Below are 21,176 nucleotides of genomic sequence, written 5' to 3' on the forward strand. Positions count from 1 at the left end.
CGACCGCGCTCAGCGGAGTGCGGGGGGCGGGGGCGGGAGGGGTGGGAGGGTTGGGGCGTAGAGCCAGGCTGAGAGGAGGGGGTCCATCGGTTCCGCCGCGTAGAGGGAGACGTGGGTGGTGAAGGCGGCGGTGGTGACCACGCCGTGGCGGTGGGCCGTGGTCCAGTCGCGCAGCATGTGGAAGAAGGCATCGTCGCCCAGGGCGCGGCGGATCGCGTGGACGGCGAGGCCGCCGCGCTGGTAGAGGCGGTCGTCGAACATCAGCTTGCGGCCCGGGTCGGCCAGGCGGAGGTCTTGCGGCCGGGCGGCCAGCAGACGGTGGGCGGCGGCCGCGTGTTCGTGGGCGGTGCGGCCGCCGGAGCGCTCCGACCAGAGCCATTCGGCGTACTTCGCGAAGCCCTCGTTCAGCCAGATGTGCCGCCAGTCGGCGATGGTCACGCTGTTGCCGAACCACTGGTGGGCGAGTTCGTGGGCGATGAGACGCTCCGAACCGCGGGCGCCGTCCACGTGGTTGGTGCCGAAGAGGGAGAGGCCCTGGGCTTCCACGGGGACGTCCAGTTCCTCATCGGCGACGACGACCGCGTACTCGCCGAAGGGGTAGGGCCCGAACAGTTCCTCGAACAGCCGCATCATGGCGGGCTGCCGGGCGAAGTCGCGGGAGAACCGGGGCAGCAGGTGCGCCGGTACGTGGGCGCTCTGCGGGACGCCGCCGAGTCCGGGGTCGCCGAGCAGCACCGTCTGGTACATGCCGATGGACAGGCCGACCAGGTAACTGGAGGTCGGCGCGGGCTGCTCGTACACCCAGGTGGTGGTGCTGGCCTTCGTCGTCCGGGTGAGCAGCCGGCCGCAGGCCGCCACCGTGTAGGCGGAGGGTGTGTTGACCGAGATCTGGTACGAGGCCTTGTCGGCGGGCCGGTCGTTGCAGGGGTACCAGGAGGGAGCCCCGATCGGCTGGCTGGCCACCAGGGCGCCGTCGGTCAGTTCCTCCCAGCCGATGCCGCCCCAGGGGCTGCGCACCGGCTGGGGGTTGCCGGCCCAGTGCACCTCGACGGTGAAGGCGGCGCCGGCGGGCAGCGGCTTGGCCGGCCGGATACGGAGCTTGCCGCCCCGGTGGGTGTAGCGCGGCGCCCTGCCGTTCACCAGGACCCGGCTGATTTTGAACTCGGCCAGGTCGAGGGCGAACTCGGTGAGCGGTGCCCGGCCGGCGATCGCGCTGAGCCGGGCCGTGCCGGCGAGCCGGTTGGGGCCGGGACGGTATTCCAGAGCGAGTTCGTACCGGTGCACGCGGTAACGGGGGTCGCCATTGGCCGGAAAGTACGGGTCCGGCGCCGTGGTCTTCTGGCCGTTGCCGTTCACTGCCGCTCCCGCTCCCGCTCCCTGCACCGTGCCGTGCCGTGCCGTGCTGCGCCGCGCTGGTACGACCCTTTCAGGACCGCCACGCCTCGATCGGATTGCCCAGCCAGCGGGTGTCGGCGGGCACGGTTTCCCCGGCCATCACGAGAGAGGCGGGACCCAGCGTGCTGCGGGCCCCGACGGTACTGCCGGGCAGGACGATTCCGCCCGGGCCCAGGGTCGCGCCCTCGCGGAGGACCACAGTATCCGTCCGCAAGATCCGGTCATGGAAGAGGTGTGTCTGCACCACACAGCCGCGGTTCACGGTGACCGCGTCGCCCAGGACCACCAGGTCCGTCTCGGGAAGCCAGTAACTCTCGCACCACACGCCCCTGCCGATCCGGGCCCCGAGTCCGCGCAGCCACAGGGCCAGCAGCGGGGTGCCGGGCACCGAACCGACCAGCCACGGCACGGCCAGTACCTCGACGAAGGTGTCGGCCAGCTCGTTGCGCCATACGAAGCCGCTCCACAGCGGGTGCTCCCCCGGCCGGTGCCGGCCCACCAGCAGCCATTTCGCGGCCACCGCGACCCCGCACGCCGCCACACCGGCGCCGAGCAGGACCACTCCGGACAGCAGCGCCGCTCCCCAGACCCCCAGGCCGGCGGCCGTCATCAGCGCGCAGAGCGCCGCCACGGTGAGTACGGCCAGCGCGGCCGAGCAGAACACCGGGACGAGCCGGCACAGCTCCACCAGGCCGCGCGCCCACAGCAGGCGCGCGGGCGGGTCGTACGTCCGGCTCCGGTCGGCGGCCGCGGCGGATCGCGGCAGCCGGACCGGCGGCAGCCCCAGGTACGAGCTGCCCTTCTTGGCCTTCTTCGGCGTGGCGGACAGCACGCCGACCAGCCCGTCGTCCGGCACCATGCGGCCCGGCGCGGTCATTCCGGAGTTGCCGAGGAACGCCCGGCGGCCGATCTCGGAGTGTCCGATCCGCATCCAGCCGCCACCCAGTTCATAGGGGGCGGTGAGGGTGTCGTCGGCGAGGAAGGCGCCTTCGCCCACGGTGGTCAGGCTCGGCAGCGCGAGCACGGTGGACACTTCCGCTCCCCGGCCGATCCGCATGCCGAGCAGCCGCAGCCACACCGGTGTGATCAGCCCGGCGTACAGCGGGAAGAGCGTTTCCCGGGAGCGGTCCATGAGCTGCGTGACCGTCCAGGCCTGCCAGCCGACCCTGCTGTGCGTGGGGTGGATGCCCGTACGCAGCCCCAGGCTCAGCAGACGTACGGAGACCAACAGCGCCAGCGCGTACGCGAAACCGAAGGCGAGGGCCCCGGGCACCACGGCGAGCAGCGCTCCCCGCAGTGCGGGGACGAGCCCGGCGCCGGCGGGCACGAATCGGCTCACGACGAGCAGGGCGGGCAGGGTGGCGAGCACGGGCAGGGCCGTGAGCCCGAGGCCGGTCGCCCCGTACATGGCGCGCCAGTGTGCCGACCCCGGCGGGCGCTGCCGCGGCCAGTTGTGCTTGGCCTTGCCAAGTTTGACGGCGGGCGCCCCGGCCCAGCGCTGGCCGGTCGGAACCTGTCCGACCACGGCGGAGCCGGGGGCCACCTCGGCCCGCTTGGCGACCCGCGCGCCGGGGAAGAGGATGCTGCGGGTGCCGACCACCGCGCCCGCGCCGACCTTGACCGGGCCGATCTCCAGCCGGTCCCCGTCCAGCCAGTGCCCGGAGAGGTCCACTTCGGACTCCACGGCGCAGCCGCGGCCGAGCTTGAGCATGCCCGTGACCGGGGGCAGGGAGTGCAGGTCCACCTCGGGGCCGACCTTGGCGCCGAGGGCCCGCGCGTAGCGTTCCAGCCAGGAACCGGTCAGTGAGGTCGCGCCGGCGTACTCGGCCAGCCGCTCGGCCGTCCACAGCCTCAGATGGACGCTTCCGCCGCGCGGGTAGCGTCCCGCCTCCACCCCGCGCAGCAGCAGGCGCGCGCCGCCGGCCGCGATCGCCAGCCGGCCCGGCGGGCTGTGGAGCAGCGCCGCACCGGCGGCGACGAGCCACCATGAGGCGGCCGGCGCCCACGCGTAGGGCCCGAACCGGTGCAGTACGTTGCCCAGGGCCAGCAGCGCCACCGTCCAGCGCAGGCCGACCAGGGTGAACAGCGGGAGCAGCAGGAGCGATTGTGCCAGCTGGGACCGCAGCGGTACCGGCGCGACGGTCCGGGCCGCGCCGTCGTCCTGTACGGACTTCTCCAGCCGCCGGGCCAGCTTGCGCAGGGTGGGCCGCTGGTAGACGTCGAGTACGGCCGCGTTCGGGTAGCGGGTACGCAGCCGGGTGGTGAGCTGGGCGGCGGCGAGGCTGCTGCCGCCGATCGCGAAGAAGTCGTCGGCGGCGCCGGTGACGGCCACCCCGAGGGTCTCGCTCCACTGTTCGGCGAGCCAGGCCTCGGTACCGTACAGCTGCTCGGCGGGTGCGGTGGTCTCCAGCTTGGACAGCGGCCAGGGCAGGGCGTCCCGGTCCACCTTGCCGGAGGTGCGGGTCGGCAGCTCTTCGACGGGAGCGAGCAGCGGTACGAGGGCGGCGGGCAGCTCGGCGCGCAGCCGCTCGACCGCCGCCGCGTGGTCCCAGCCCTCGTGGGTGACCACGTAGCCGACGAGCAGTTGGTTGCCGCCGCGCGCCGTGCGGACGGCGGCGGCCGCGCCGGCGACGCCGGGCAGGGCCTGGAGCGCGGCGTCCACCTCGCCCAGCTCGATCCGGCGGCCGCCGAGCTTGATCTGCTCGTCGCCGCGGCCGAGGAAGACCAGGCCTTCCGGTTCGGCGCGGACCAGGTCACCGCTGCGGTAGGCGCGCTGCCAGCCGAGGGATGCGAGCGGGGCGTACTTCTCGGCGTCCAGCGTGGGGTCGAGGTAGCGGGCCAGGCCGACGCCGCCGATGACGAGCTCGCCGCTGCCGCCCATCGGCACCGGCTCACCCGACTCGTCGACCACGGCCAGTTCCCAGCCGCCGAGCGGGAGGCCGATCCGGATCGGTTCCTCGCCGGTCAGGAGCGAGGCGCAGGCGACGACGGTGGCTTCGGTGGGGCCGTACGTGTTCCAGACCTCGCGGCCCTCGGTGACCAGGCGCTGGGTGAGCTCGGGCGGGCAGGCCTCGCCGCCGAAGATGAGCAGCCGGACCTCGGCGAGGGTCTCGGGCTCCCAGAGGGCGGCCAGGGTCGGCACCGTGGAGACCACGGTGATCTCCTGTTCCACCAGCCAGGGGCCGAGGTCGGCGCCGCCGCGCACCTGCGAGCGGGGGACGGGCACGAGGCAGGCGCCGTGGCGCCAGGCCAGCCACATCTCCTCGCAGGAGGCGTCGAAGGCGACGGACAGTCCGGCCATGACCCGGTCGCCGGGTCCGATCGGCTCCTCGGCGAGGAACAGTCCGGCCTCGGCGTCGACGAAGGCGGCGGCGCTGCGATGGGTGACGGCGACGCCCTTGGGCCTGCCGGTGGAGCCGGAGGTGAAGATGACCCACGCGTCATGCTCAGGTCCGGGCCGCCCTGCGGGCACGCCGACGCGATCGCGGTCGCCGTCGCGGGCGGCCGCAAACCCGTTGGCGGCGATGCGCGCCGCGGGGCCCAGCACCGCCCGCACCCCGGCCTCGCCGAAGACCAGCTCGGCCCGCTCGTCCGGGTCCTCGGCGTCGACCGGCACGTAGGCGGCGCCCGCGGCGAGCACGGCGAGGACGGCCACGTACAGCTCGTTGGTCCCGGAGGGCACCCGTACGCCGACCCGGTCACCGAGCCCCACCCCGGCGGCGGCGAGAGCGCGGCGCCGGCGCTCGACCTCGGCGGCCAGCGCCCGGTAGGTCAGCCGGGCGGCGCCGTCGTCCAGGGCGAGCTCGTCGGGGTACGCCCGTACGGAGGCCTCGAAGATGTCGATGAGGGTGCGCGCCGGGGCGGCGGGCCCGGCGGAGAACCGGGCGGATTTACCGGACTCCTCATGCGTCTCCCCCAGCTCCCCGTCGTCGAGCAGGGTGAGTTCACGGCGCTCAGGTGTTGCTGCCATCGGCCCTCGCGTCTCGTTCCCGGAAACGTCCGGGTCGCCACCGGAGCCCAGGTTTGCCCGGGTTGTTCCGGTCCAGCGCCAAACAACCCACCAGCCTAGTGCGCGATCAAGGTTTTTCCCGGTGAAGCCTTGCGCGTGGCCGGGAAGAAGCGGTAAAGGGACCTCGACCCTCACAGCGGGCCCGAGCGGGCTCGGCAGTACGCTCGGCGGCACCCGGAGAATCTGCGCCAAGCGGTCGGGATGGGCGAAGATTTGACGTTTGTTCAGATCATCTGGTGGCAAGGTGGGTGCCGTGATAACTTCGCGGACCGACAAGGGAACCCGTGCCGACTTCTGGGGGATGGTCGGGGGTGATGAGCGTGTTACGGCAGCCGCCGAAGAACCTGCTTCTGCGTCGGGTCCTCGTGGACGAGCTCTGCGAGCTGGACTGCGTGAGGGACCCGTCCCAGCGGGTCCTCTTCGGCCAGAGCGTCGGCGAATATCTCGAAAGACACGTGGACCTGCCGGGCAAGGACGCCCGAAACGATACGGTCGCCCTCGTCCAGGCCGTGTTACGTGAGCAGCACGACGCGGAGGCGGGCCTGGACGCGCTGCTCTACGCCGTCGGCCTGCACGAGGGCAGCGATATCGCGGGAAGGGTGCGCGAGCGGGTGCTGAGCGCTTGGGCACCCGAGCCGGGTCCGGCGCTCGCGCTGCTCGGGGCGTTCGAGGACAAGGACGTGAACGCCGCCCGTGCCCTGCTCGCCCCGCACGCGGGAATCGACCGGGGCCGACTGCTCGACCGGCTCGCCCACGAGCTGCGGCTGGACCTGCCGCGCCACCTGACCCCCGATCAGCTGTTCGAACACCTGCTGGACCTCAACGCGCAGGCCGACGGGCTGCCGCCCGCCGTCCTCCTGCTGGAGTTCGTCGCCGAGCTCACCCCCCGCGAGAGCGAGCGGCGCCGCCTGCGCGAGTGGTGCGAGAAGTGGTCGGCGGGCGCCGGGGCGCAGGAGGCGCTGCTGCGGCGGCGCGAATCGACCCGGACGGAAGGCCTCCCGGACGCCGATCTCCCCCGGTGCCTGATCGTCATGGTGGATCCCGCCGGGGACGGCTCACCCGACATCTTCGTCCGGCACTGGGTCAACCGGACGTCGGGCTACTGGGCCCCCGTCTCGGGGAACATGGAGCGCGCGACCCTGGAGACGCTGGGCGGCGCCGTGGAGCGGGCGATCCGCCGCGGCGAGGAGTTCTGGGCGGAGGCGGACAGCTCCGGCGAGGACCTGAGCCCGATCCACGTCGAGTTCGTCCTGCCCTACTCCATGCTCAACCACGACGTGGCGGGGCTGGGCAAAGACGGCAAATACGGCAAAGAAACGGACGCCTCCGATCCGGTCCCGATCGGGCTGCGCTACTACGTCCACCTGCGCAGCCTGGAGCGGATGCGCACCCGCGACCCGGCGCAGCTGCGTCGCTGGCGCCTGCGCTGGCAGACGCTCAAAGCGGCCGCCGCGGCCCGGCCCCACCCCTGGACGGCCTCCGACCCGGCGGCCGGACTGCGGATCTGGCGCAACCGGCTGGTGGTGGACCAGCAACTGACCGCCGTGACCCTGGGCGCCCCCGCCGTGGAGGGGCAGGCGCTGGAGGCGCTGAAGGCGGCGATCGCCGAGGGCATCGGAGTGGCCCTCTGGGACCGCCGGGTCCCGTCGGAGCAGCAGTTCGGCGCGCCGCTGAACATGCTCGTCGGCTATCCCAGGGCCCAGCTGCCCGTCACCATCCACCGGCTGCGCATGAAGGCCGAAACCGACGCGGACGGACAGCAACTCCCGGGTAGGCATGTGGCGTTCTTCTACGATGACCCCTTCAGGCTCATCGACTGCGAGGAGGTACCGGCGTGACCGAGTACGAGCGGGAGCAGGATGCCACCGCGGTCGACGCGACCACCGCCGAAGGAGCCGGATCCGGAGCCGACGGAACCTGGCGTGTCTTCCACGCGACCGGTGCCGCGCCGGCCGGCGATCCGCCGGCCCTTCCGCCCGCCCCGCCCTGGCGCGAGTTCGCGGGCCTGCCGCTCCAGCCGCCCCCCGCCGACGACGACCGGGCGGTCCACCGCCGCCTGGGCGCGAACGACCCCCGGCCCAGCCTGCGGGACGAGGAGATCGACACCGTCAACGCCGCGCTGCTGCTGCGGCGCCCGCTGCTGGTCACCGGACCGCCCGGCGTCGGCAAGTCCACCCTCGCCTATCTGGTCGCCCGCGAACTGGGCCTCGGCCGGGTCCTCCAGTGGGGCATCGTCAGTCGTACGACAGTGCGCGAAGGGCTGTACGAGTACGACTCCATCGGCCGCGCCCAGGCCATCGCCACCTGGCGGGCGGGAGCCGGCCCCGAACCGCTCCCGGACGCGCCGACGGCGATGCCGGATCCGACGCCGACGACCGAACAGGCCCCGCACCTCGGCGACTTCATCACCCTCGGCCCCGTGGGCACCGCCCTGCTCGCTTACGAGCGGCCCCGCGTCCTGCTGATCGACGAACTCGACAAGAGCGACATCGACCTCCCCAACGACCTCCTCCACGTCCTGGAGAACGGCAGCTACGAAGTGCCCGAGCTGGTGCGCAGCGCGCTGCCCGCCGTCAGCGTCTTCACGGACGACCCGGGCGGCCGCGCCGAGGTCGTCGGCGGCCGCGTCGAGTGCCGCGAGTTCCCCCTCGTGGTGATCACCAGCAATGGCGAACGGGAGTTTCCGGCCGCGTTCCGGCGGCGCTGTCTGCCGCTGGAGATGCGCCCGCCCAGCCGGGAACAGCTCATCTCCATCGTGGTCAGCCACCTCCGGCGCAGGCCGGAGGGGGTGGACACCCTCGTCGACGACTTCGAGCGACGGGTGCGCAAGGGGGGCACACAGTCCGTGGACCAGTTGCTCAATGCGGTCCACTTGACCACAGCGGGTGGTTTTCAGGCGGATGCCGACGGGCGTAAGCTCATTGAACTGCTGCTGCGCGACCTCGCGAAAGGCCGCTGATGGACGGCACTCCCAGGGAGCGCGCACCCGACGCCCGCGCGGGGGCGGACGGCCCTTCCGCCGACGGTCCGACCTGGCGGGAGATCGCCGACGCCGTATGGCTGGCGGCCGCCCGCGCGGCGGCGACCCCGCCTCCGGCGGCGGATGAGGAGCCCCCGGTTCCGGAGCGGACGCGACCCGGGAGCGAGACCGAACCCCCGGAGGATCCCGGTACTCCCCCGCCTCACCCGCCCGCTGTCGATCCCGACCGGACGCCCGTCGGCCGGCCGTCGCTCCCGCCCCCCGCGGACGCGGGCAACGACGGTTCCTCCGTCATGTCCCCGTCCCTCTCCCTCCCGGACGACGGCTCCACCGCACCGGACCCGGCCACGGCGGCCACGGTCGAGGTGGCGGTCGAAGCCGCGCTCCCCGCGGGGCGCCGACGCGTGCGGCGCCCGCAACCGCTGCGGCTCGCCAAGGCACTGCACCGGCTGAGCCGCAGTGTCCCCGCCCGCAACCGCCAGGAACTGGACGAGGAGCGCACGGCCCGGCACGGCATCTCCGACGACCTCTGGCTTCCCTATCTGCGGCCCGCCACCGAGAAGGCCTTCGACCTCGTTCTGCTCATCGACGCCGCGCCGACCATGCGGATCTGGGAGGAGCGGGTCGCCGCGATCGCCGTGGAGGCCACCCGTAGCGGGGCCTTCCGCGATGTACGCGTGGTCCGCCTGGAGTTACCCCGTCGCGGCGCGGCGCGGCTGCGCTGGCCGGGAGAGCGCACCGGCGACCCGGCCGAGGTGATCGACGCGCGGGGAACGCGCGTCCACCTCCTCGTGACCGACGGACTGGCGCACGGCTGGGCCGGCCGGGCGGCGGACGACCTGCTGGTGCGGCTCGCGCGCGGAGGCCCCACCGCGCTGGTCCATCTGCTGCCCACCTATCTCTGGCACCGCTCCTCGGCGCCTCCGTACCGGGCCGAGCTGGAATCGGGTGGTTTCGGCGCGCCCAACACACGGATCGGGCACCGTCCGCCGGAGGGCGGGCCCTTGGCGGAGCCGCTCCCGAAGCCGGGCGCCGGGCCGGCCGTCCCGATTCCGGTGCTGAGCCTGAAACCCGAGTCCTTCGCCGCCTGGGCCGACCTGGTCACGGGGGAGCCCGGCGCGCGACGGACCCTGCCCTTCCTCCTCGCGGGCACCCTGGCCAAGGGCAGACCGACGCCGGGGATGCAGAAGCCGCGGCTGACCGGCCCCGGCTCCGCCGAGGCGGCCGTACGCCGGTTCTTCTCGCTGGCCACCCCGACCGCGCGGCGGCTGACCGGCCATCTGGCCGCGGTGCCCTTCGAGTTCGAGCTGATCGAGGAGCTGCGCAACCGGGCGCTGCCCGAGGCGGATCCGGGGCACGTGGCCGAGCTCCTGATGGGCGGGCTGATCGACTGGGGCAGCCCGGACGGCGACGGCCGGCCCGACTTCGCCGAGGGGATCCGTGAGGCGCTGCTCGCGACCGGGACGCGCAGCCAGCTCGCCAGGACGGTGGACCTCTTCGCCGACCTGCCGAGCGCACGCGACCGGGGTGTGCGGCTGCGGGCCGCGCTCCAGGACCCCGAGGGCGCCGCGCTGCCGGAGGCGACGCCGGCGAACGAGCCCTGGGTACGGGTCGAGCTGGCCGTACTGAAGGCACTCGCGGGCCCGTACGCCCGTCGGGCCGCCCGCGTGTCGGCGGGCGTCGGCGCCGGTTCCGGCGTCACCACACCAGGTGGCTCACCCGACGTAGGGGGGCATGAGCTGCCGAAGCCGGGCATATCTCCTGAGCAGACCCCGGTGCCCCCGTACCACCTCGAACCGCTTGGAGCACATGTGCCGACGCCCACTCCCAACCCCGCGTACGCCGAAGCCCGGAAGGCTGACCCGACCATGGAGCTCAAAGCCCAACCCCTCTTCGTCCGCTCCGGCCAGCCGAGGGTCATGGGGAACGTCCCGCCGAAGAACCCGAACTTCACGGGTCGGGAGAATCTGCTGGCGGCGGTCGAGGAACAACTGCGTTCGGACGAGACCGCGGCGGTGCTCCCGCACGCCCTGCACGGCATGGGCGGCGTCGGAAAGAGCCAGCTGGCCATCGAGTACATCTACCGGCACAGCCACGAGTACAACGTGATCTGGTGGATCCCCGCCGAGCGGGAGAACCTCGTCCTCGGCGCCCTCGTGGACCTGGCCCGCGCCCTGAACCTGGAGGTCGGCCCGCAGGCCAACACGGCGGTGCCCGCCGTCCGCGAGGCACTGCGCACCGGGCGGCCGCACGACAACTGGCTCCTGGTCTTCGACAACGCGGAGGACATCGAGATGGTCCGCCGCTACTTCCCCACCGGCGGGCCGGGGAAGATCATCGTCACCTCCCGCAACCGCGACTGGGAGCGTGTCGCCGCGCCGCTCACCGTCAACGTCTTCGAACGCGAGGAGAGCATCGCCCTGCTCCAGCGCCGGGCCAGGGATCTGAGCACGGAGGACGCCGACCGCCTGGCCGAGGCCCTCGGCGACCTGCCGCTCGCGATCGAGCAGGGCGGCGCCTGGCACGCCGCCACCGGCATGCCCGTCAGCGAGTACCTGGACCTGCTGGCGGAGCGCCGGCCCGGCATCCTGGAACTCGACCCCGCGCCGGACTACCCGATCTCCGTCGCCGCCGCGTGGAACATTTCGCTGGACCAACTGGCCGCCAGCAATCCGGCCGCCCGGCAACTGCTGGAGATCTGCGCCTGCATGGCCCCCGAGCCGATTCCGCTGAGCATCCTGCGCGGCACCCGCAACGTGGACATCACCCCGGTGCTCGACCCCGTTCTGCGCGACCCGGTCCTGCTCGCCCGGGCCACCCGGGACCTCACCAAGCTGTCGCTGATCAAGCTCGACTACAAGAGCGGCACCCTGCACATCCACCGCCTGATGCAGGCCGTGCTCGCCGCGGGCCTGGACGAGGAGCAGACCCGGGAACTGCGCCGCGCCGCACAGGTACTGCTGGCCGCCGCCAAACCCGGCGCCCCGGCCTCGCCCGACCAGTGGGCCGCCTACCAGGCCCTGCTGCCCCACGTGCTGAGCAGTGGAGCAGTCCGTACCTCCGACCCCTGGGGCCGGGAACTCATCACGTCCATCGTGCTCTACCTCTACTACTGGGGCGCGCACACCGCGGGCGCCGATGTGGCCAGGGAGGCGTGGACCGCCTGGCATGCCGAGTCGGGCGAGGAGAACCCGCAGGTCCTCCAGATGGGCAAGCACTTGGCCTTCCTGCTGCTCCAGACCGGCGAGGTGGCCCAGGCCCTGGAGCTGAACCAGACGATCCTCGACATCTCGCGGCGGGCCTCCATCGCCGAGGAGGATCTCATCGGATCCATGACGCAGATGGCCGGCGTCCTTCGCTACAAGGGCGACTTCTACGCGGCCCGCACCCTGGACGAGGAGGCCGACAGCCGCGCCCGGGACCTGTTCGGGCCGGAGGAGCCGGCGACCCTGCTGGCCGCCCACGGCTACGGTGTGACCCTGCGGGCGTGTGGCCAGTTCGCGACGGCCCGCGTACTGGACGAGGAGACGGCCCGGCAGTGGGACACCCTGTACGGGCCGACCAGCGGCCTCACCCTCAACACGATGAACGGCCTCGCCATCGACATCCGCGAGTCCGGCGACTACCCGGCCGCACGCATCATGCAGGAGGAGACCTACCGGATCTACCGCACGGACTTCGGCGAGGACAACGCCGCCACCCTCCGGGCCGCGCGCAATCTCGCCGTGTGCCGGCGCCGCGACGCCGCCCTGCACGAAGCGTCCGAACTCACCGAGGAAACCCTGGAGCGGTTCACCCTGCGGTACGGCCCCGACTACCCGGACACCCTCGCCTGCGCGGTGAACGCCACCGTGGACCGGCGGCTGCGCGGGGACTTCGCCGGCTCCCGCGACCTGGGCGAGAAGACCCTGGAGCGCTACCGCGCGTCACTCGGCCCCCAGCACGCGTACACGCTGATCACGATGACCAACCTCGCGGCGACCCTGCGCGCCCTCGGGGAGGTCGCGGCCGCCGAGGCCGTCGACGCGGAGGCCACGGAGGCCTTCTTCGCGACGCTGGGGGACATGCACCCCTTCACCCTGACGGCCGTCATGGGTCTGGCGAACAACCACTACGCCCGGCTGGACTTCGAAGCGGCCCGGGGCATCGATGAGGAGAACCTGCCGAAGCTCGTCGGGACGTGCGGTCCCGACCACCCGCTGACCCTGTCCTGCCGCGCGAATCTCGCTCTCGACCTGCGCGGACTCGGCCGGATCCAGGAGGCCGACCAGCTCAATTCGGAAGCGGTCCAGGGCTTCACGAGGGTGCTCGGCCCGGACCACCCGTGGCTGATGGCGGCCCGTCTCCACCAGCGGATCGAGTGCGACATCGCGCCGATGCCGCTGTAGGCGGGCCGCCGCCGCGGGCCCGGGTGCGCCCCGGGCCCGCGGCGGCGGGCCGAACCGCGGGGCGGGCCGAGGCGGCGGGCCGGGGCGGGGCGGCGGGCCGGGGCGGGGCGCGGGTGTCAGAGGTCCGCCGCCGGGGCGTCGCCCAGGGGACGGGCCCGCACGGGCGGCTGGGGCGCCTCGGGGGTGACAGGCGTAGGGTCGCCCGCCGCCGCCCGTTCCCGCATCCGGCGGACGGCGACCAGCATGGGCTGGGTGATCACGGTGGTCACCAGGGCCATCAGGACGAGCGCCGTATAGAGCCGGCCGCTCAGCAGTCCGGCCTGGAGCCCGACGTTCAGGGCGATCAGCTCGGTCAGACCCCGGGTGTTCAGCAGCACGCCGACGGTCCGCGCGTCATGCCGGTCCAGACCCGACAGGCGGGCCGCGACCGTCCCGCTGACCACCTTGATGGCGACGGCGAGCAGGGTGATCACCAGCAGCGCGACCACCCCGGTGGAGTCGAGCGCGCCGATCTCGACGCTCTTGCCGGAGACCACGAAGAAGAACGGCAGCAGGAGCAGGCCGATGTCGTGCAGCGGCCTCACCAGATCCGGGTCCAGCGTGCCGCCCCGCTCCCGGGGCGTCACCACTCCGGCGAGCAGCGCGCCGAAGATGACGTGCAGCCCCAGGGCGTTGGTCACCCACGCCGAGGCGAAGGCGAAACCCACCAGCACGGCCAGGCGCAGCGACGGATCGACCTGCGAGCGCCACAGCACGCGGCGCAGCACCGGCCGGGCACCGAGCAGCATCACCGCCGCGAACACCACCAGCAGCAGCAGTCGCACCTGCCAGCTGAGCCCGCCGTGCGCGTCGGACTCCAGCAGCGTGCCGACCAGGACCGTCCAGCCCATCACGTCGATCAGCCCGGCGGCGGAGACGGCGACGATCCCGGGCACGGTCCCGGCCAGCCCGTTCTCCCGGACGATGGCCGTGAGCACCGGCACCGCGGTGATGGACAGCGCGACGCCGAAGAACAGCACCGAGGACCCGGTCATCCTCTCGGGTGCGCCCAGTTCCGCCAGTTGCTCGTGGAAGAGCACCGCGGCGCCGCATCCGGCCGCCATCGGCAGCAGGAAGGCGGCGAGGGACACGGCGACCACCGAGTGGGCGCGCCCCTTGAGCACCCGCAGATCGAGCTCGTACCCGACCGCGAAGAGGAAGAGGACGAGGGCGATCTGGGCGAGGCCGGTCAGGACCGGGGCGAGCGCCGGGGGGAACAGCGTCGTGGCCAGCCCCGGGGAGAACTCCGCCAGCATCGTCGGCCCCAGCGCGATCCCCGCGGTCAACTGCCCGATGATGGTCGGCTGGCCCAGCCGGCGGGCGAGCCAGCCCGCCGTGTGGGCGATGATCAGAATGAGCGCGGTGGCGCCGACGAGATGACTGATCATCGCATCAGAACTCATGCGGTCCCCCTGTGGAGTCCGGTGCCGGGCAGGCTGCGTCGGCAGAGCACGACCGAGCGCCAGAGCTGAAGCGCACCCGAGTCAAGGGGGCACTTTTTCAGCATACTGCCAAGTTGACGGCACGTTATGTGCCACGATCGCGTCGGTGTGACTCGGGGCGAGGGCGAGGACGGGGGCACATGACCACGGCACTGTTCATTCACGGTACGGGCGTACGAGAACCCGGATTCTCGGACGTATATGGACGTTTCACCGCCGGGCTGCGTGACGTCGCCCCCGGCGTCCGCGTGTCCCCGTACTACTGGGGCGCGGAACTCGGCGCGCGCCTGGGAGCCGGCGGCCTCTCCGTTCCGTACACCGGGGGAAGGAGCCGCGGCGGTCTCGACGAGGCCGCGGAACCGGCCGACGAGACGGAGCTGTGGGCCGGTCTCTACCGCGACCCGCTCGCCGAACTCGCGCTCGCCGCGGCCGGCGGCGGTGGCCCGGGCTCCGGCAACGGCCCGGGCTCCGGCGGCGGCCCCGGCGCGGAACTGCCGCCCGGCGCCCCGCTCCCCGCGGAACGCCCGCGCGCGCTGCTCGCCGCCCTCGACGGGCAGGTGGCCGGCATCGCGAGCGCCGCCGGCCTGCCGGGCCCGTACCTCGCGTCGGCCGTCACCGAACTCTCCCGCAGCCCGCTGCTGGGCCGCGCCGCCACGGCCCTGCCCGACGACGGGGAACTCGCCCGGCTGCTCGCCCGCGCCCTGGTGGCGGGCGCCCTCGCCGCCCTGCTCGCCGAGGACGCGCCGGTCGTGCCCGACGGCGCCGCCCGGGACACGGCCGTGGCGGCGCTCGCCGAACGCATGGGCGCCCGCCCCGAGGGCTCGGAACGCGGGGTGGGCGCCCTGCTGGCCCGCCCCGTCCTGCGGATCGCCTCCCACCAGGCGGTTCGCCGCAGGCGGGCACTGACCGAGGCGGCCCACCCGGCGGCCGCCGACATCATGCTGTACCTGGCCCACGGCGAGCCCCTGCGCCAACGCCTGCGCGAGCTGGTCAAGGAGCTGGAACCACCCGTCGTCGTCATCGGCCACAGCCTCGGCGGGATCATCGCCCTGGACACCCTGTTGACCACACCCCTGCCGCAGGTCGCGCAGCTGATCACGGTGGGTTCCCAGGGGCCCTTCCTCTACGAGAGCGGCGCGCTGCCCGGGCTCGTCCACCCCGAGCCGCTGCCGGACCACCTGCCCGTCTGGCTGAACGTGTACGACCCCCGCGATCTGCTCGGGTACATAGGCGCGCCACTGTTCCCCGGCCGCGTCACCGACGTCGAGGTGGACAACCGGCAGCCGTTCCCCGCCGCGCACAGCGCCTACTGGGCCAACCCCGCCGTCTACCGGGCCATCGCGGCACGACTGCCGTGACCGACGCCACCACGCCCCACCCGGCGCCCCGTCCCACGCCCGAGCCCGCGCCCGCGCCCGAGCGGAGCTTCGCGCTCATCGTGGGCATCGAGCGCTATGCCGCCGGGGCCGCCTGGGACCTGCCCGGGCCGGCGAACGACGCGCTCCGCTTCCGCGCGTGGCTGCTCCGCAACGGCATGCCGGAAGGCAACATCCTGCTCTGCCTCGACCCGCTCGCCGACCCCGGCGTTCCGTACGGCCCGGCCGACCACGCCACACTGCGCGGCCTGCTCCTGTCCCGGCTCCACTCCCTCGACGGGGAGATGCTGTGGGTGTGGTGGGGCGGCCACGGCGTACTCGACCAGGCGGAACGGCTGCGGCTGTTCTGCGCGGACGCCACCACCGCCGACAAACGCAATCTCGACCTGGAGTCGATGCGCAGAACCCTGGCCAGCGACGCGCTGCCCGGCTTCGCCCGGCAGATCTGGATCGTCGACGCCTGCCAGACCTTCGAGGAAGAGCACGGCTTCCACCACACCCTGCCGACCGAGGGCCTCCCCGCGGGGCAGCGCGTCCAGAGCCACCACCAGACCCTGCTGCTGGCCGCGACCCGGGGGCAGCGGGCCGCCAACGACCCGGGGCGCGGTACCGGGCTGTTCTCCGACAGCGTCCTCGACGTACTGGAGGGGGAGCCGCCCGGGCCGTGGCCGGATCCGGTGGTCCTCTTCCAGGACGTACGGGAGCGGGTGGAGCGGCTCAGGGCCCACCGCCGTACCGATCAGGTGCCCGCGCTCTCCCTCCACAGCCCCGAGCGGACCGAGCACATCCCGCCACCCGCCGCGCCGCGTCCGCCCCGTACGTCCCGTCCGCCGGTCGATCAGCTGCTCGCCGCCCTGCTCTCCTATCCGATGATGACGGACCCCGAGGAACGCCAGACCCTCGTCTCGGAACTGGGCACCAGAAGCGTCGAGCGCATGCGGCGGCACGCCAAGCCCCGCATCGACCTCATCGGCATCATCCGTGCGCTGAGCGAGCAACCCGGCGAACTGTGGATGCTCTACGACGCCGTCACGCTGCTCGACGACGACGAGGTGCGGGCGGTGGCTCTGGAGGCGGCTGTTCAGGCATGTGCCGGTCCCCGGCCGTAGGCGGCCCGGCAATCAACTGGCTTGATCACATGGGTTTCACGGAGTGCTCCCGTTCGTCATCATGTAAGGACTCCGGCATCGCGAGCGGCACACATGAAAAGGCCGCGTGATCGGGGCACATGAAGGGGGAATCACGGTGCATGAGCCGGCCGACGCGGACCGTCCGGGGTGTTCGGACCGCCCCGATCACGTCGCGTCCGATCTGATCGATCTGACCGGAGTGAGCCTCGCCGCCCTGCGTGGCATTCCCTCACCTCTGCGCGACCAGCGGCTGCTGACCCAGGCCCGGCGCCCCCGCAGCAACGCCCGGGGCGGTCCGAATCCCCCGCGCGGTGGCGGCGGCGGGGGCGCGTAGATGGCCTCGCGCTCGCGGGAGGATGACGGCCGGTTACGCATACCCAGCCGGCTGTTCGACGAGCTCGCGTCGGGCGGCGGTTCGCCGGAGGCGGTCGGATTCCTGGTGCGGGTCGAGCGGACCCGGCGTCTGATGCTGCTGGGCGAGCTGCTCGACCGGCTCGACGAACACCCGGACGCCCTGAGCGGCCTGGGCTCCGCCGACACCGCCTGGCGGCTGATCGCGGAGGCGGCCGAGGCGCGGCCCGAGGCCGCCGAGGCCCTGCTGATGAGCCCTCATGTCGGGTGCTGGATGGCGCACATGCTGCGCCGCCTGCACGGGACGGCGGGCGGGCCGCCGCTGTGGGTGGACGCGGGGCACCTGTTCGCGATCGGCCTCGTCGCCCGGATCGGGGCGGGGCTGGACGCCGATGTCGTCGTACCCGTACGGGACGGCGGGCTGGCGCTGCCCACCCTGGGCCTCGCCCGCATCGACGGTCCTGAGGGCTTCGGCACGGCGACGGCGCGGCTCCGCGGCGGCGACCTCCACCTGTCGGCCGGCGCCGGCTCCAACGAGGTAACGGTCACCGTCCGCCCCCGGGACGGAGCGACGCCGAACGCCCACTGGACGCCTTCGCGCGTCTTCGCCGGTACGTCGACCTGGCTGGACGACCTCGATCCGTACCGCGACCTCGACGAGCCGGTCCCGCCGCGGCCGCTCGGCGGCGCGGAGGCCGCGTACTGGCAGCGGCTGTTCACCGAGGCGGCGGCCCTCCTCGGCAGCACCGCCACGGGCCCGGGCCGCCTGCGCGTCGACGAGGTCCGCCGTATCGTCCCCTGGCCCGGAATCGGGCCCGACGCCGCGACCGAGACCGACGCCGGGACCGGAATCGGAACCCAGGCCGGGACCGGGGCCGACGCCGGGGCCGAGGCCGGAGCCGAGGCCGGAGCCGGGACCCAGGCCGGAGCCGAGACCGGGACCTCGGCCGGGATCGCGTCGGAGTCGGCTCCCGCCGCCGCGTCGCCGCTGAGCGCGACTACCTCGGATGCGTTCGGGTCCATGGTCATCTCCCGGCCCGTGGACGGCCTGGCGCTCGCCGAAGCCATGGTGCACGAGTTCCAGCACAGCAAACTCGGAGCCCTGCTCCACCTCTTCCCGCTCCTCGACGACGACGACGGCGCCGAGGTCCACTACGCGCCCTGGCGCCCCGACCCGCGGCCCGCCACCGGTCTGCTGCAAGGCGCGTACGCCTTCACCGGCGTGACCGGGTTCTGGCGCGACCGGATGGCCGACAAGACCGCCGACCCCGAGCTCGCGGCGTTCCACTTCGCCCTGAGCCGTCTCCAGACCAGGCTCGTCATCCGCACCCTGCTGACCCGGGCCAGGCTCACCGGCCCCGGCACCCGGCTCCTCCACGGCCTGGCGGCCACCCTCGACTCCTGGCTCCGCGAACCCGTCGCCCCCCGTATCGCCGCGCGGGCGCGCGCCGCCGCCCGGAGCCACCGGGTCGAATGGCGGCTGCGCAATCTGCGCTGCGGCGACGAGGAACGGGCCGCCCTGACCACCGCCTTCCGGGAGGGCGCCGCACCACCACCGCCCTCCCTGCACCGGCCGGTTCTCACGCGCGAGCCCGCCGACTGGGCCGACCCGCGCGCCCACCTCTACGGCGCCCCGCCCCGCACCCCGGCCACGGCCGACGCCCACCTGGCCGCCGGGGACCCGGACACGGCGCGGCGGCTCTACGCCGACATCCTGCGCGGCTCCCCGTCCGACCCGCACGCGCTCAGCGGCTGGCTCCTCGCGAACGCCGGGGTCTCCCCCGGCCGCCGCGGGCTGCTCCACCGCCCCGAACGCCTCCTCGCGCTCGCCCCCGGCACCCCGGAGGAACTGCGGCGCGCCGCCGACTGGTTCCACGGCGGGCGGTAGCTTTCCCCGTACGCCTCGCCTCGTACTCCGTGGAGCGGTTTGGTCTGGGCGGTGATCCTCAATACGATCCGGCGATGATCACAAGAAGATGGGTGACGGCGGGGGCGGGCGGGCTGTTGGCCGTACTGGCCGTCGGGCTGTTCCCCGCGCATGCCGCCGCCGGGGAGCCCGCGGCGAAGGAGTCCCCCAAGGTCGAGCTGGTGCTGGACGTCAGCGGCTCGATGCGGGCGACCGACATCGACGGCAAGTCCCGGATGGCCGCCGCGAAGCAGGCCTTCAACGAGGTGCTGGACGCCGTACCGGACGAGGTGCGGCTCGGCATACGGACCCTCGGGGCCGACTATCCCGGTGACGACCGCCAGCTCGGCTGCAAGGACACCAAGCAGCTCTACCCGGTCGGCCGGCTCGACCGGACCGAGGCGAAGACGGCGGTGGCGACCCTCGCCCCCACCGGCTGGACGCCCATCGGGCCGGCCCTGCTCGGGGCCGCCGAGGACCTGAAGGGCGGCGACGCCACCCGGCGGATCGTGCTCATCACCGACGGCGAGGACACCTGCGCCCCGCTCGACCCCTGCGAGGTGGCACGGGACATCGCGGCCCAGGGCATCCACCTGGTCATCGACACGCTCGGGCTCGTCCCGGACGCCAAGACCCGCAGCCAGCTGCTCTGCATCGCCGAGGCCACCGGCGGTACGTACACTTCGGTCCAGCACACCGACGAACTCTCCGGCCGCGTCAAGCAGTTGGTGGACCGGGCGGCGACCCCGGTGGTGAAGCCCGTCGCGACCGAGGGGGCCAAGCAGTGCGAGGGCGCCCCGAAGCTGGAGGCCGGCCTCTACACCGACCGCGAGGCCTTCGGCGAACACCGCTGGTACCGGGTGGACGTTCTGCCCGGCCAGGAGCTGCGCGCCTCGGTGAGCATCGCCGCCGACCGCGCCGTCAACAACGATTACGGGGTCATGCTGCGCGCGACGACCGGGCACGGGCGGGAGATCGTCCGAGGCTCGGAGGCCGGAGACGGGCGTACCGACCTGATCTCCACCGGGCTGCGCTACCCGACGGCCGAGGCCGACGATGAGGACGGCGACGGTGATGGGAAGCCCGCTGCGGAGACCGTCTGCCTCCAGGTCAGCAACTCCTTCTCCGCGGGCGCTTCCGTCAAGACCACACCGGGCCTGCCCGTCGAGCTGACCATCGACCTGGTCGACGCGCCGGACGAGGCCTCCGACGTCGCCGCCTTCGGTCTCGGCCGCGGCTGGTGGCTGCTCGCCGTGCTGGTGCTCACCGGATTCCTCGCGGGTCTGGTGTGGGGCTGGATCTCGCGCTGGCGTATCTCGGTCTGGAGGACCAACTGATGCGTACCGTACGCACATTGACCGCAGCCGTCGCGCTGGCCGGCGTCGGCCTGTTCGCGGCGGCGGGAGCGGCCTCGGCCGCGAGCCCCTCGCCCGCGGCGAGCGGCAAGGAGGCCGGGCCGACGGCGGCCGGGCCGACCGAGGCAGGCACCACGTTCCGTACGGCCGCGGCGCTCCTGCCGGGGCAGGAGGGAACGGCGGACGCGTCCGTCGGCGACTACCTGTACTGGGCGGTCCCGCTGGACTCGGGCCAGCGGGCCACCGTCACGGCGACCGTGAAGCTGCCTCCGGCGGCCTCCCGGCACGGCTCCGCCACCTGGCGGCTCGACGTGTACGACGGGCTGCGCCGCCGGCAGGCCTGCATGTACGGCATGCAGACCCGGGCGGCAGCCAAGGCGGCCGACTCCGTCGAGCTGTCCTGCACCCTGCGGCCGGTCCGGGCCGGGGCGGAGCCGTGGGCCAACGACCCGCTGCCGGGCAGTTATTACGTCCGCCTGACCGTGAGTGACGCGGCGCAGGAGGACCTCGGCCAGCCGGTACGGGCGCGGGTACGGGCCGCTGTGAAGGAGACCGGGGGTGCGCTCGCGGTGGACGCCGCCCTCGCCGCCCCGCTGACCCCGCCGAAGCCGGCGGTCGCCGCGGAGCCCGAGGGCGGCTGGTCGGGCGGCTGGTGGTCCGACCGGTGGGTCTGGACGGCGGCCGGCGGCCTCCTCGCGGCCCTGGCCGGCATCGGCGGCTACGCGCTGACCCGCGGCACGGGCCGCCCGTCACGGGTGCCCCCGGGCGCCTGACCCGCCGGCCGGGGAACGGCGGTCACGGCCCC

12 protein-coding genes are annotated in these 21,176 nt (G+C 73.6%); 9 read left to right on the top strand and 3 right to left on the bottom strand.

What is annotated here, in order from left to right; genetic code table 11:
* Positions 1–9 precede the first annotated feature (9 nt).
* Both MTF65_RS22650 and MTF65_RS22655 read right to left on the bottom strand, forming a co-directional pair.
* Entirely contained in the window at positions 10–1,356 is a 1,347-nt protein-coding gene (locus MTF65_RS22650) for a M1 family metallopeptidase (RefSeq protein WP_243630730.1), read from the bottom strand.
* Between the two features lie 70 nt (positions 1,357–1,426).
* Positions 1,427–5,365: a Pls/PosA family non-ribosomal peptide synthetase gene (locus MTF65_RS22655; protein ID WP_243630731.1), complete on the bottom strand. Its 3,939-nt coding sequence runs from the start codon at positions 5,363–5,365 to the stop codon at positions 1,427–1,429.
* 353 nt (positions 5,366–5,718) lie between these two features.
* Here MTF65_RS22655 and MTF65_RS22660 point away from each other — a divergent pair, with 353 nt between their 5' ends.
* From MTF65_RS22660 to fxsT, 3 genes are read left to right on the top strand one after another with little or no spacing between them, the layout of a single operon-like run.
* Positions 5,719–7,242, top strand: coding sequence for an effector-associated domain 2-containing protein (locus MTF65_RS22660; protein ID WP_243630732.1), 1,524 nt, complete (start codon positions 5,719–5,721; stop codon positions 7,240–7,242).
* Positions 7,239–8,363, top strand: a complete 1,125-nt coding sequence (locus MTF65_RS22665; protein WP_243630733.1) for a MoxR family ATPase — start codon at positions 7,239–7,241, stop codon at positions 8,361–8,363. Before MTF65_RS22660 ends, MTF65_RS22665 begins: the two co-directional genes overlap by 4 nt.
* Positions 8,363–12,772, top strand: a complete 4,410-nt coding sequence (fxsT, locus tag MTF65_RS22670; protein WP_243630734.1) for an FxSxx-COOH system tetratricopeptide repeat protein — start codon at positions 8,363–8,365, stop codon at positions 12,770–12,772. Before MTF65_RS22665 ends, fxsT begins: the two co-directional genes overlap by 1 nt.
* A gap of 116 nt (positions 12,773–12,888) precedes the next feature.
* On the opposite strand, the gene MTF65_RS22675 is transcribed toward fxsT, so the two are convergent.
* Positions 12,889–14,214: a cation:proton antiporter gene (locus tag MTF65_RS22675; protein ID WP_243630735.1), complete on the bottom strand. Its 1,326-nt coding sequence runs from the start codon at positions 14,212–14,214 to the stop codon at positions 12,889–12,891.
* A 179-nt stretch (positions 14,215–14,393) separates the two neighbouring features.
* Between MTF65_RS22675 and MTF65_RS22680 the strand changes: the two genes are divergently transcribed.
* From MTF65_RS22680 to MTF65_RS22705, 6 genes are all read left to right on the top strand, one after another.
* Positions 14,394–15,611 (top strand): alpha/beta fold hydrolase, encoded by a 1,218-nt coding sequence (locus tag MTF65_RS22680; RefSeq protein WP_243630736.1) that lies wholly within the window; start codon positions 14,394–14,396, stop codon positions 15,609–15,611.
* Positions 15,608–16,738: a caspase family protein gene (locus MTF65_RS22685; protein WP_243630737.1), complete on the top strand. Its 1,131-nt coding sequence runs from the start codon at positions 15,608–15,610 to the stop codon at positions 16,736–16,738. The genes MTF65_RS22680 and MTF65_RS22685 overlap by 4 nt, the downstream gene beginning before the upstream one ends.
* A 136-nt stretch (positions 16,739–16,874) precedes the next feature.
* The gene (locus MTF65_RS22690; RefSeq protein WP_243630738.1) at positions 16,875–17,093 is read left to right on the top strand and encodes an aldo/keto reductase; all 219 of its coding nucleotides are present in this window, start codon (positions 16,875–16,877) and stop codon (positions 17,091–17,093) included.
* Positions 17,094–18,998, top strand: a complete 1,905-nt coding sequence (locus tag MTF65_RS22695) for an HEXXH motif domain-containing protein (protein ID WP_243630739.1) — start codon at positions 17,094–17,096, stop codon at positions 18,996–18,998.
* Positions 18,999–19,072: 74 nt separating this feature from the next.
* Positions 19,073–20,353, top strand: a complete 1,281-nt coding sequence (locus MTF65_RS22700) for a VWA domain-containing protein (protein ID WP_243630740.1) — start codon at positions 19,073–19,075, stop codon at positions 20,351–20,353.
* Positions 20,353–21,144 carry a hypothetical protein gene (locus MTF65_RS22705; protein ID WP_243630741.1) on the top strand — a complete coding sequence of 264 codons (792 nt, stop codon included), beginning with the start codon at positions 20,353–20,355 and terminating at the stop codon, positions 21,142–21,144. Before MTF65_RS22700 ends, MTF65_RS22705 begins: the two co-directional genes overlap by 1 nt.
* Positions 21,145–21,176: the final 32 nt, after the last annotated feature.

It is taken from the genome of Streptomyces sp. APSN-46.1, from assembly GCF_022815725.1.
Taxonomy (GTDB): Bacteria; Actinomycetota; Actinomycetes; order Streptomycetales; family Streptomycetaceae; genus Streptomyces.

What these genes read in the sequence shown, in the direction of transcription:
- MTF65_RS22655 (WP_243630731.1), bottom strand. Translation starts at nt 5,365, where the DNA reads ATGGCAGCAACACCTGAGCGCCGTGAACTCACCCTGCTCGACGACGGG.
- MTF65_RS22660 (WP_243630732.1), top strand. Translation starts at nt 5,719, where the DNA reads ATGAGCGTGTTACGGCAGCCGCCGAAGAACCTGCTTCTGCGTCGGGTC.
- fxsT (WP_243630734.1), top strand. Translation starts at nt 8,363, where the DNA reads ATGGACGGCACTCCCAGGGAGCGCGCACCCGACGCCCGCGCGGGGGCG.
- MTF65_RS22675 (WP_243630735.1), bottom strand. Translation starts at nt 14,214, where the DNA reads ATGAGTTCTGATGCGATGATCAGTCATCTCGTCGGCGCCACCGCGCTC.
- MTF65_RS22680 (WP_243630736.1), top strand. Translation starts at nt 14,394, where the DNA reads ATGACCACGGCACTGTTCATTCACGGTACGGGCGTACGAGAACCCGGA.
- MTF65_RS22695 (WP_243630739.1), top strand. Translation starts at nt 17,094, where the DNA reads ATGGCCTCGCGCTCGCGGGAGGATGACGGCCGGTTACGCATACCCAGC.
- MTF65_RS22700 (WP_243630740.1), top strand. Translation starts at nt 19,073, where the DNA reads ATGATCACAAGAAGATGGGTGACGGCGGGGGCGGGCGGGCTGTTGGCC.
- MTF65_RS22705 (WP_243630741.1), top strand. Translation starts at nt 20,353, where the DNA reads ATGCGTACCGTACGCACATTGACCGCAGCCGTCGCGCTGGCCGGCGTC.